Here is a 13065-nt window from a genome sequence, read left to right on the forward strand (position 1 = left end):
ATTAATTTATTAAAAGTTTAAGCTTATATCCCTTGTCGTCTTTTTCCTTCCAATACTCAGCGCACCTAAGGATCATTAGTTTTATATAATCACTCGCGCCACAGTAAAAAGGATCACCGTGCAGATTTTGTGAAAGGCCGTAATCTCTAAAATTACAGTGGATACCAGAAACGTTTATCGGACATTTATCACAGCCTTTAAAGTCAGTAAAGCTGTTTTTTCTTAGTTCTTTGAAGGCGTTTGTCCATATGTCAAAGAAGCTTAAATCATATAAAGACCCTCCTATAAAATCTTCATAATCTAGACAAGAACTATCTGGATAAACATCTCCAGAACTGTTGACATATACCATAGTGTTTGCAAGCTTGGGCTTACCGGTAGCAATTTCTAAACGTTCCACCATTTGAATAGTTTTTATTGCATGAATACTTTCGATAGCCGTTCCTTGCAATTCGTCCGCGTTGTCCATGGTGCAGAATTTATCCATGCAAGTTTTGTATACTTCGAAAATTTCTTTAAAATTTTCTTCGGTAGGAAGGATATGTTTGTTTTTTAAAGCCCTGCCCGTCGCAAAGGTTTCCAACCATTGTGGGCGAGGATAATTATTTTTAATTGACCACTCATAGGTTTCGATTATATCTTGAATGTTATACTTGTGAACTGAAATCGCCGTTCGAAACGGGATTTTGAATTTGTTTAAGAGTTCAAATGTTTGTTTAAGTTTTGGATAGTCCATTTTCCCACGCACGGTTTTCACCGGATCTGCGGTATCGAAACTAATTGCTAACCCGATATTGCCAGGAAGACTTGCTACAATCTGTTCCGTAAGCAGAATGCCATTCGTAAAGACTTGGGTAGTAAAGTTCTTCGTAGCTGCGTAATTGATAATTTCAACTGCATCTTTATGGGTGAATATTTCTCCTCCTGTTAGAAAAACCTGCAATACTCCCATCTCGCCAAACTCGTCTAACAATTGAAAAATCATTGAAGTCGACATTTCATTTTTACGTCGATATTGAGAATTTGCATAGCAATGCTTACATTTTAAATTGCATAAATTCGTTATCTCAATAAATGCTATAAGTGGAGCAGGAGTAAAAAGCCTGTCATTTGTAAAAATTATATCTGTAAGAATATATGGCTTATAGTTGATTTCTGATAATAAATGGTCGTTATAACTAATGATATCATCTAATAATTTGATGTCAACGAATTCCACTTCTCCATCGGGAAACAATGCTAGTATTTGGCTGTTTAATATTTGGAATGGAATTTTTTGATCCATAATTCGTAGATAATTAAAAGTGGCCCTCAGGTTCTTCTGAGGGCACCGGTGATAGCACTATTTTTTGCTTTTGGCAATAAGAGATTTCACATGCTGCTCTAACTTAACGGCGGTAGCAAAACCCTTGGAGTTCATGACACTTGCGCCAGTTTTTGATTGCGTCAAGTGGACAATGATAAATTTTTCTTCACTCATTGGGGCGACTGATTTTGTTGCCCTTTTTGTTGTACTGGTTGATTTTTTTGTGATTGCCATAAATAGAAAATTTAGATTGTGCCTACTCTTTCTGAATGGTTTTCGGCATACCCATTTTGATTTTTATTATGTGTAAAATTGTTTATTTATATTGATTTTAAAATAGCAAAAATTTGTATAAATAGAGGGGTAGTTTACACGGTGCGTTTCAGTTTTTTGCTGGCAATTGAAGTGATTTTCAGTAACAATATATTTATTGATGTAAGCATGAAAGAAAAGATGGCCTACTGACAGGTAGTGCTGTCAGGTGGAAGTAGAGGAAACTTCTGTTATTATGACGCCAGTTGAACTTTGTTACAAAATCTCAAGACATGAAGATGACAACAAATGAAAAACTCCGCCGATTTGTTTACCATATCCACACAGTAAAACAGGCGCGTAAATTTCAATGGGAAAAACCGTCCTACTTTTACTATTGGTCGTAATCTCTTTTAGTTCGTATGGCCAAACAAAAAAGTCGCACTCAAATGTACCACGTCAAAGATGGGTTGCATTTTCTGCTAATCCGGTACCGGTTGCACCAGCGCCAATTCCACAAAAGATAGATCACGGAATCGCAATGGTTAATCGTGATTTCGGCATGTACATATTCGCCGACTGTACGCCGGTAGCGCCCTATGATGTGTTGGGGGCGATTAAAGGTCCAGCATTAAGTATGGGATCGGGTCAATATGACGAACTGAAAAAGAAACTGGTTGCTCGTCCAAAGAAGCATTCTCCGGAAGCTGACGGCATTATTTTCGACCGAGGATGGACGTGGTCAGAAATAAAAAGGCCGGACTGAATCCGGCCTTTAATCTGTAGCGAGAACTGGGATCGAACCAGTGACCTTCGGGTTATGAGCCCGACGAGCTACCGCTGCTCTATCTCGCGATGTGGCTGCAAATGTAGATCAATTTTTTGAAACTCAGCTATTTTATTTGTTTTCAGGCAAATATTTTTTTGAAGGTTAGGTAGCCGAAGGCTATAACGCGCCAGTCGCTTCGATTTGACGGAACATTTCGTACCAATATTATTTGTTTTTGCATGGCGGACAGCAAGGCTGCTGAACCCTTTATTTTTTCAGGGATGTTTTTTTGTTTTGTTGTTTTCGCTGCGGATTCTAAGAGCAGAGTGTAAGGGCTTGTAACAGAAGGGTGAATACTGATCTTGAAAGATTCAGAGTTAAAGGTCCTAATATGCGAAATTATTCAGCAGTAGAGACATTCTGGCTAGCAACAATTCACGCCATTTCAAATAAGCAGGATTGGTATCAATTGCATATTTCTCTCAATGATAAAATGCAGTCAGACCGAGCCTCGGGGATGTTTTAATGTCCTTTTGTTGCAATGCATCGAGATAATTTTGTAATCGTCAGTGACAATGGAAATAGAAACAACAAACCAGATTTCCATTCAACATTACCGGCATTGTTCAATCAAAAGTTTAAACCAAATGAGTATCAAAATGTTTAATCTGTTATGGTCAGTTTCGGGCAGTAGTATTTGCGCTAAAGGCACAGATGAAGTGTATACGGAAACCAATCAGGAAGGTTTCGATTTTGTATTAATTATCCGTTAGAAGGTGTTTCAATGGAGAAATAAATTCTTTTTGTCTTAAGTGACACATTGTCAATATAAAATTTAGTATAAAAAAACGTAATAGTTATGTTTTAACCTATTTAAATTTGTGTAATGTTCGTCTGGTGTCGGCAGATGAATTTTTAAGTAAGAATAATAAGTTAGAGATCAGATCCGATGGTAAAGTATACTCCTTTGAAACGTTAGCATCTTAAAGTGAAAACAAAGCAAAAAACAAGCAATGAATCACAGCATTTTTCGAAGTTTCCGGGACTGGAAATTTATAAGTCGTTTTAACGGATAACTTATCTGCTTTATGTTAGAGATCGAATATTCGATGACAACGAGTCTGGATTTTTTGAACACCATCGTTGAAAGTTATACGAACGCCAGCGGAGAAAGAGTGTATGTTCAGGAAAATTCATTGGTTTTTCCACCGGGAATAGCGGAGGGTAAGTTCTCCTTTTACGAAATTGAGCCGGGCTTAAGTATTTGCTGTCTGGACTGCACTTTCATAAAAGGGGTTAGATTTAAACGGTCCGATACCAAGGCCAACGATATTAAAGTACTGCATGTAAATCTTAGTACGATGCCGTTTTGGCTCAATCAACAAGGAAAGAACAGTATTGACGTCGGTACAGGTTGGAAAAATGCGGTATTCTACGGACAGTCACATTTTGCCAGCGAATTTGTTGCGGAAGCAGGAACTGTTGCAAAGGTGATTAATATATACTTTACCAAAGACTGGTGGGTTACAAGTAACGAAGTGGCTGCACGGCAGTATCCATCTTTGATAAGTACGTTGCTGGATGAAAATGTTCAGCGGACAATAGACTTGGATCTTGGAATGTTGCTGGCAGCGCAGGAGATTATTGGTGCTGCGCCGCCGATACACGCGCTGAATCTTTATTACGAAGGTTGTGCCAGGAAAATAATTGCTTTATTTATCAATCGGCTTACTACTTCTTTAACCAGCGAAGAAGAGCTTGATTTTAGTGAAGTTTCCAGAGTTATTGCTGCGAAAGACAAAATATTAAATGAGCTGGATCAGCCTGTACCTACATTGGAACAGGTAGCGGAACAGTGCAATGTGAGTAAGTCCAAGTTTTCCTATTTGTTCCGTGCTGTTTTTAATAAAGCCTATTCAGATTTTTTTTTAGAAGCGAAAATGCAGAAAGCCGCAGATTTATTGCTGGAAGGCTATTCTATAGCGGAAGTGGGAAATGCGCTCAACTATAAGAATCTGGGACATTTCGCAGGATCGTTTTATAGCTACTATCACACGACACCTAAATTTTACAAGAGGTCCATCTTTAATAAAGGAAAATGAAAAACGTAATTGAAGTCGAATATTATCATACAACCAGTAAAAAATGGTTTTTTGATTTTGCGCAGTCTTTAAGTGCGGCCTGTGGAGAGTTAGTTACTGTAGGTAATAATAGTCTGAAATTGCCGCCATCTGTTGGTGAAGGAAGGTTTGAGTTTTATGAACTGACCGACGGATTTTCCCTTCAGATTGTCGATTGTACTTTCTTTAAAAATCTGCATCTTTCGAGAAAGTCGAACACAGGAAATGAGATTTATAAAGTCGTATACAATTTGAGTATTACGCCCGTGATCGTCAGTAAAAAAAGCGGCAGGGTTAAAAATATCAGCGATGGGCTAGCCGATGCAGTTTTGTTGAGTTCAGAATCGACGCAACTGGCCAGCACTTTCGAGGCAAATCAGCCAACGAGGATGGTGATTCTGTTTTTTAGCAGGCAATGGTTTATCCGGCATATAGGCAGGCATAGCTATCCGATAAGGGTAAGCAGAATGCAGGATTTTATTGCATCCAATCCTATTCAGTTTACGACCAATATGGATCTTCGCAGCCGGCAACTTGTGGAAGAGATTTTTCAACTAAACCTTCCAGATCTGGTGCTGCAACAATACCTGGCCGGATGTGGCAAACAGCTTTGCGCTTATTTCTTTAATCAGCTGATTGAAGAAGAAGTTACAGAGGAACGGATTCAATCTGGAGAAGCCATGCGGATTATCCGGGCGAAAGAGGATATCGAAAAACGTATGGATCAGCCGATACCCAAAATTGAAGATGTTGCCGAATTGTGTTTTATGAGCCGGACTAAATTTATGACGATGTTCCGATCGATTTTTAACGAGGGGTACAGCACTTATTTTATGAAGCTGAAGCGGGACAAAGCGAAAGACTTGCTATTGCAGGGCTTTACCGTAGAAGACGTTGCAAAAAGTATCGGCTATAAAGACACTGCTTATTTCACAAAAATGTTTTTGAAGAAAACCGGCGTTACGCCCACCGATTATCAGCACAGAGGTCAGTAAATCAAATAATAAAAACGTGCAAAATTTGAAATGGACAGCGGTGAATCAATATTGATCAGCCTCTGTAGGGGAATTTTTTGCCGTCATCATTGAAAAAGGTTAGCGCAAACTAATGTATAATCCCCCCTTATTAATCCCCAATCATGTACATGGAATGCCTCCTTTTTCTTTATCAAATGCTTTTGTAATAATACAACAATCGAAATAATGGTCGTTCATAAACAGGGTTAAATGCTTTGGTATTATTAAGTGCCCGTCGGCCGAAGTGGCTGGCGGTTTTACCCTGATCTGAACGGCGTTTTTTGAGTTGATTGAGATTCGATCTTCATCTGCCCCCTTTTGTTTTCATGGTGTGCCGACCTTTCAAGGTCGGCTTTTTTCTTTTTTAATGCAGCTTTTTCTGTAACGAAATCTACTTTTTTAATACGCGGGAAAATCCGAGTCAATGGTCGTCATTTTTTTAAGGGATATTTTTTTGTTCGCTTGTTTTCTGCTCCATCAGTATACCTGTTTCTGTAAGGGCGAGTCATGTGCTAATTAGCTGACGGACATATTGAAAATATAGTGTGGAAGCGGTTTTTGAGGGATGTTTTCCTGTCCTTTTGTTGGGATACTGCTTAATAATTTTGTATTCGTTAGTTAGAAAACAGAAATAAAAAACGAAGCTTAAAAGTGTCTTCAGGATATAAGGTCATTCGTAGCATTTTTTCCATCATTACGGCTACTTACTTCTTTAAATCGCATTACCACCCAACAACGGGTAGTTAGTATAAATTGAAATTGAAAATGAAAAAGATTTTTTTGTTGCTTCTTTCTTTAGCAGCAGTAATTGGTAAAACAAACGGACAATGTCCTGCGACTATTCAGTTGAATGTGCGCAGCAACACACCAGCAAATTGCCCTTCGAGCGGCAGCGTTATAATCGGTTCTAATGCCAGCGTAGGGTCTTTACAGTACACAATTACAGCCGGGCCTGCAGGCGCTCCGCTTAATACACCACAGGGGGACAGCACATTTAGTGCGCTTCCTGCAGGATCGTATACGGTAAAAGCAAATTGTGCTTCTAATCCTTCCAAGTCAAATACGATCAATTTTACAATAACAGATGGCTATACGCCGATGACGAATATTGCAACGACGATTACTTCACATTGTGGTAGTGGCGGCGCTGGCGGTACCGTTGTTGCCAACAGTGTTACCGGTGGCAGCAAGCCACTGCAGTATTCTCTGGTGCAGAATAATGATCCGAATTATCCTGATAACCTCAGCGTATATGGTGCAACAACAACATTTAACCCTACTGCATATGGCGTCTATCAATTGCGTGTAAAAGATGCTTGCGGTCAATTATATACCAAAACGGTGCAGATCGCTCAGAACCTGCCACCAGTTGCGATTGGCATTAATATGTACAATGACAATCCCTGCAATAGCACTACCTGGGATGCATGGTTCTGGCTGGAAGATCCAACAAGCGGAATGTCGATAGATGCCACTCCTTATTTTAACGCAGGTGGTGTAACGATTAAAATCTACCAGGCTACGGGGACAGGTTCTGCCTGCGCGAAGGGAACACTCCTCGGAACATTGACCAATGTGACAAATCAGGCCATTCAATTACCGAAGTCATCAAACGGTTTATACTATTACGAAGTAACAACTCCTTGTGGAGTTACAACTTCATTGTGCCAGGATGCGACAGGACAGACGGCGGAAACTGTAACGCTCGCTACAAACACAACAGGTTGCGGTACAACATCGCCAGCTGCAACGATGAACATTTTTTCGACGGACATGAATTTTATTCACTATCCGCTGACTGTGACGGTAACGCCTAAACCGAGCGGTACACCGACTACTTACACTATTAACGATGGCGATATTTCTATTACCGGGCTGGCGCTGAAAAACTATAGCGTAGTGATTAAAGATGCCTGTGGTCAAACGGTACTTTCGCAAACGATCAATAATCCGGTAAATGCCGGTGTTCCGAGCACCTGGTTTGTGATTCCGGGTGAAGGTGATCTGGACTGTCTCAACGGCCGGCTTACCAGTCAGGAGGGTACAGTTCGCGTAGGTATCGGCATTCAGGGTTTTCTGGCAGATCTCGCTGATGCGGTTGCAACCATAACGGCAGGACCAAGTAACGTTGGTGTAAGTGCAACACAACAACCTGCGGGTTCGGGCGTGTTCTTCTGGCAGAACATGCTGCCGGGCAGTTATACGGTAAGCGTAGTAACAGCTTGTGGTACCACAAACTTCAACTTTACAGTAGCGTTGCCATCATGGAATGAAACGCTGGCGCAGCATATCCAGGTTGTTGCTACTTCATTTTGCGGCGGAAGCGGCACGGTGCAGATAGATCCGAACAACACCGAATATAATGGATACGGTACTGTTGCTTATGTATTGAAAAATGCTGCTACTCACGCTGGCATCGATAGTAACGCAACGGGCGTGTTCACCAATCTGTCTGCCGGCAATTACTACATTGACATGAGTATTGATGATTATTGTGACGACCCAAATCCAACGTACAATGTTTCGAGTAACACTGTTACGATCAATTCTGCAGGTACTCCGGCGAGTGTTGCTAAAAAACTGGGTGTTATTTGTGAAGATGGTAGTGGCAATCTGCTTAATACCGGTAGTGCTTATCTGCAGCTGGCCGGAGCTCCGCCAATGATACTCGAATACAAATTATCGACAAGCAGTACCTGGAATACATACAGCACCAATGCACCTTCATCCGTGACCATCGGCAACCTTGTGCCATATGCGGTATACGATGTGCGTGTTACGTCTTGCGGTATCAGCAGCGTAACACAGGTATCAATCGGTAAGCTGGATTTAGTGAAAGTTTCCAACACGCAAAATCCATGCATCAATGTACCTTATACATTGGCAGTGCCTGAAATGCCCGGCGCTACTTACTCCTGGAGCAATCCGGCGAATGTTATTGTTTCCAGCAGCTATAACTACAGTATCCCGAATTACAACGCATCATACGATGGCATATACACTTGTACCGTTTCATTTGGCGGTTGTGTGACACGCACAATGCATGTGACGCTAAATTCTCAACTCTGTGCGCAGCCGTTACCGATCAGGCTTACATCTTTTACTGCTGTAAATCACAACTGTGAGCCAGAGCTGGTATGGAGCGCGATTTATCACAATACCGACAAAAGCTTCATTGTGCAACGCAGCAGCGACGGACATAATTATGCAGATGTTGCTGAAATTTCAGCAAAGCAGGGTAGTGGTGATTATACTTACATGGATGGTGCAGCTGATCTTAATGCAGGGAATCTGTACTACCGATTGAAAATGGTTGACCTTGATAATACCGTTACCTATTCAAGTACGGAAGTGATTAAAGGCTGCCATAACAATCTGTATAGCGAAAATAGTTTTTATATCGTGCCTAATCCGGTAACCGGCGGACAGAACGTAACGCTGACTTATAACGGAGCTGCTGTAAATGCAAGCGTAAACATCGTAAGCGCTTCCGGACAATTGGTTCAGCACAATGAAAAAATCTCCTTGGGCGGACAGGCAGGCAACACCATAAACATATCGCTGCACGATCTTACTGCGGGTATTTACATAGTGACACTGACAACTGATGATGGCAATGTGGTCGGCCATGAAAAGCTGATCGTTTATTAGATGAAAATTAGAATTAAATGAAGTGGTAATAATACGTGGCCGTCAGCCGAAAGTGCTGACGGTTTTACTCCTGATCTGAATGGTGTTTTATGAGTTAAGATTGAGATTCGCTCTTCAAATGCAGAGGGATTCTTTGGATGCCTTTTGTAGCGTTAAGTTCTGTTGGATGGAACGTTATGTTGGGCGGTTTTTACCCCCTTTTCATTTTCAAAGTGCCGGCCTTTCCAGGTCGGCTTTTTTCTTTTTAAAACTGTTTCTGAATGTAGTTTTTCCTGTAGCAGAATTCATTTTTTTATACGTGGGAAATGAACGTTAACGGTCAATACTTTTTTAGGGATATTTTTTTGTTCGCTTGTTTTCCGTTCCTGTTGTGTGGACGTTTTATTTAGGATAAATCACACTGTAACAAGCTGATTGGTACGTCTGAAACCTAATGTGGAGCAGTTTTTTGAGGGATGTTTTCTAGTCCTTTTGTTGGAATACTGCTTAATAATTTTGTATTCGTTACTTAGAAAACAGAATAAGCGGAATTGAAAAACGAAGTTTAGGAAGTGCCTCAGGATATAAGGTCATTAATAGTCTTCCTCCCATCACTATGACTACTTCCTTCTTTAAATCACATAATCCCCGATAAAGGGTAGTTAGTATAAATTGAAATTGAAAATGAAAAAGACTTTTTTATTGCTCCTTTCTTTAGTAGCAGTATTTAGTAAAACAAACGGACAATGCCTTGCGCCAACAAATGCAACTGTTTCACTCACCAATATTACCTGTGCAGGCTCCGGTGCAGTCTCCGTGAATTCCGTAACCGGCAGTTCAGGAAGTATTGATTTGGCGAATTGCCTTTTTTCTCTTTATGATGCTGCCAATACAACGGTAGTAAAACCAATTCAAAGCAGTTCGGTACTTTCCGGCCTTAGCGGAGGTACTTATGTATTGCATATTCAGCAGGTATGCCAGCCTTCTGGTGTAAGCCCCGATTATATTCAAACGGTTGCCATCACAGGTACTTACAATCAGCCTGTATTAAGTACGCCGAGTATTACACAGCCTATTTGTGGTAATGATGGTTCATTTACAACAAGCGCTACACAAGGTTATGGTACGTATCAATACTGTCTGGTAGATTCGCTCAATGCGCCGGCAGCGCCTACACATTATGTGTCCGGATTGCAGTCTTCCGGCACTTTTTCTGGATTAGCCAGTGGTAATTATTATGTACGGGTGTACGATGGGTGCAATGGTTTTGTGACACGGCAGGTAACTGTACCTGCAGCGGTAGTTACGCCGGGTAATCCTATGGGCAACATCTACTATAATTTTGGTTGTCCTGATTTCAACCTTCGTATTCCGATGGCTTACATGCCGTCTTCTTTACCAGTTAACAATAATTTCTGGGTGATTTATCCGGATGGTAGTGTAGATAGTTTTAAGGCATACGGTGGTAGTCCGATTTTGTCGCTGAACGGTGGAAAGTTCACATCGTACCCCGCTACCATTACCGCTTATTTTAAAAACCAGTGTGGTACTGTCTGGAGTAAGCCGTTCACTTTCAATAAGCCAAAATACACGCTCAAACAAAGTTATAATGCCAGTCAGTATAACTGCAGTTTTGGTTCTTTTACCAATAGCAGCGTTAGTATTAATGATCTGAACAACTCAATGATGAATAACGGATATGCTGTCAACAACATCTGGGATCAATACAGTGTAGATGGTGGCTTTACCTGGATTGCGTATAATCCAAGCGATACTTTGTTGGTTCCGAAAGGTGGTTCCAGAACTGTGCTGTATCGCAATAATTGTGCAAATATCATTGATACTGTTACACTCAATATGGCGGGTCAGCAACCGCTCGTCTTCACCTTGAGTTCTGGCCCGCTTCACTGTACAGACAGAGGGACGATTGTTTACAACGTAAGTTCTTACAATGGCTCCATCACCTCTATTTTGGTGCACGTAGTTTCAAAACCTGCCGCACAGTCTGCAATTCCAGATTTTTATTATACCGGAGGAAGTCTTACGACCAATATAAATCTGGTTAATCTGATTCCGGGTACTTATACGATTCAGATGACCGATATGTGTGGTGCTACCGCTACGCAATCGATCAATCTCACTGCAAGCAATCCTGTAAATTATTCTGCACAGCCGATATTTACCTGCGGATCAAATACGATTGCAATCAGAATAGATGGATTTCCGACTATCAGCACCTGGGGATGGGCAATCGGTGCAAAGGTCTATAACAGCGCCGGTACCCTTGTCGCAAATACCAACTGGATGTATTACATCGGAAATTCGTGGAATACAACCTACCAAAACCTCGCGCCGGGTATCTACACCGTTAAACTGTTTCAAACAAATCAGGGTCAGGACAATTTTATATCGATGGATACAGTTTGCGCAACTACGCTCACGGTTGACGCGCGTCTGCCGCAGGCACTAGCATTAAACCAATCGACCTTTGCAAAATGTACAAACGATCTTACAACGGGTGCTGTGGTAGCATTACCGCAAGGTGGACTTACACCGTACACTTATACTTTGTACAAGGGTAGCGTTGCAACGGGTAATATTGTAGGGACTCCGCAAAGCACCAACGTATTTAGCGGCCTCGACGTAAACGCAACTTATATTATCACCGCTACAGATCAATGTGGCGCAGGCGCTTCTTATACCAATGTGTTTGCCAACGTACAGCCAACTGTATCTTCCTCTACTCCTTATGTGCCATGTGTTGGTGATTCTATTAAGTTGTCGGTGACGAAAAATCCAGGACTGTTTTATCAATGGACTAAAAATGGTGTAAACATCACAGGAGCCACAGATACTTCATACCAGATCAAACCGATGACCATGGCAGACTCTGGCGCTTATATGGTTGCAATCAATGCTAATAGCTGTATCCTGCTTTCTATGCCATCTCAGTTAAACCCGAAAAATTGTGGTGTACCAATTCCTTTGGCTATTAACCTGGTAAGCTTCTCTGGTCGTCTTAATGCACAGAATAATGCAGTGCTCAGCTGGGAAGTGGCACAGCCGGAAACAGGTGCGGAATTTGAAGTGTTGTACAGTACAGACGGCGCACATTTTAGCAATGCAGGTAAAATATATCAGGATGGACATAGTGTTGCATTCACGTTTACACATAATCTGCAGATCACGGGCAATGCATACTACAAGCTGTTGATGACCGAGAACAATAATAAAGAATCCTACAGTACGGTATTAGTACTTCACGGTGGAAATGAGGTTGCCACTGCAACAGCTACTGTTTCACCAGTTCCGTTCACCGAATCCTTTAATGTGCTGTACACCGCTGCACAAAATGGTTTCCTGACGGTACAGCTCACCGATGTAAACGGACGTACACTGAAAACACAGCAATCTGCTTTCATACAAGGGGCAAATAGCATTGCCGTATCAGGACTTACAACTTTGGCCAATGGCATCTATTTTCTGAATCTCGTTACCGACAGGGGAGAGAAGCAAATAATAAAAGTTCAGAAATAGTTGTGTGGTTTAATAAATAGCCGTCGGCCTGAAAAGGCCGGCGGTTTTCATCAGCGGACTGCTTTCTCCGCGTTTAAATAGGATGGTTTTGGACCCTATATTGGGCTGTATAATGCAGCTTTTTTTCGTTTTCAATGTGCCGGCCTTTCCAGGCTGGCTTTTTTGTGTCCGGGTCTGTCGCCGGTTGATGTCTATAGATGTAGCTATTTGCGTCTGTTTTTGTAGCTGACTGTTGCAAAATGCCTTGTATCAGCACACTTGGTATAAAAAGCAGATTTCAAGCTGTACATTTCTCTCCAAAAGAGCAATCAGCGAGAATTCGCTATTAGACTACGTTCTGTGGCGTTTGCTCTATGTGTTTTTGAGGCTGTAAAACCTACCGCCTTTTTATACCCTATAAATTGCTGGTAACGGGAATGGGAAATCCTGAGGACT

The 13065-nt window shown here is 41.4% G+C and carries 7 protein-coding genes and 1 tRNA gene; 5 read left to right on the forward strand and 3 right to left on the reverse strand.

Annotation, left to right across the window (positions count from 1 at the left end; all coding sequences use genetic code 11):
* Position 1 precedes the first annotated feature (1 nt).
* Together DN068_RS17015 and DN068_RS17020 are read right to left on the reverse strand one after the other, a co-directional pair.
* Entirely contained in the window at positions 2 to 1285 is a 1284-nt protein-coding gene (locus tag DN068_RS17015) for a radical SAM protein (RefSeq protein ID WP_111000135.1), read from the reverse strand.
* A gap of 57 nt (positions 1286 to 1342) precedes the next feature.
* Entirely contained in the window at positions 1343 to 1540 is a 198-nt protein-coding gene (locus tag DN068_RS17020) for a hypothetical protein (RefSeq protein WP_111000136.1), read from the reverse strand.
* A 388-nt stretch (positions 1541 to 1928) separates the two neighbouring features.
* Between DN068_RS17020 and DN068_RS17025 the strand changes: the two genes are divergently transcribed.
* The gene (locus tag DN068_RS17025; RefSeq protein ID WP_111000137.1) at positions 1929 to 2324 is read left to right on the forward strand and encodes a hypothetical protein; all 396 of its coding nucleotides are present in this window, start codon (positions 1929 to 1931) and stop codon (positions 2322 to 2324) included.
* 17 nt (positions 2325 to 2341) lie between these two features.
* Here DN068_RS17025 and DN068_RS17030 read toward each other — a convergent pair.
* Positions 2342 to 2413 (reverse strand) — tRNA-Met (locus tag DN068_RS17030).
* Between the two features lie 1002 nt (positions 2414 to 3415).
* On the opposite strand from DN068_RS17030, the gene DN068_RS17040 reads away from it, so the two are divergent.
* From DN068_RS17040 to DN068_RS17055, 4 genes are all read left to right on the forward strand, one after another.
* Positions 3416 to 4429 (forward strand): helix-turn-helix domain-containing protein, encoded by a 1014-nt coding sequence (locus tag DN068_RS17040; protein ID WP_111000139.1) that lies wholly within the window; start codon positions 3416 to 3418, stop codon positions 4427 to 4429.
* A complete protein-coding gene (locus DN068_RS17045) occupies positions 4426 to 5442 on the forward strand; it encodes a helix-turn-helix domain-containing protein (protein WP_111000140.1) in 1017 nt (338 codons plus the stop codon). The genes DN068_RS17040 and DN068_RS17045 overlap by 4 nt, the downstream gene beginning before the upstream one ends.
* A gap of 786 nt (positions 5443 to 6228) precedes the next feature.
* Positions 6229 to 9114 carry a T9SS type A sorting domain-containing protein gene (locus DN068_RS17050; RefSeq protein ID WP_111000141.1) on the forward strand — a complete coding sequence of 962 codons (2886 nt, stop codon included), beginning with the start codon at positions 6229 to 6231 and terminating at the stop codon, positions 9112 to 9114.
* Positions 9115 to 9777: 663 nt separating this feature from the next.
* Positions 9778 to 12630, forward strand: a complete 2853-nt coding sequence (locus DN068_RS17055; protein ID WP_111000142.1) for a T9SS type A sorting domain-containing protein — start codon at positions 9778 to 9780, stop codon at positions 12628 to 12630.
* The last annotated feature ends 435 nt before the right edge of the window (positions 12631 to 13065 follow it).

This window comes from Taibaiella soli (assembly GCF_003236175.1).
Classification (GTDB): domain Bacteria; phylum Bacteroidota; class Bacteroidia; order Chitinophagales; family Chitinophagaceae; genus QKTW01.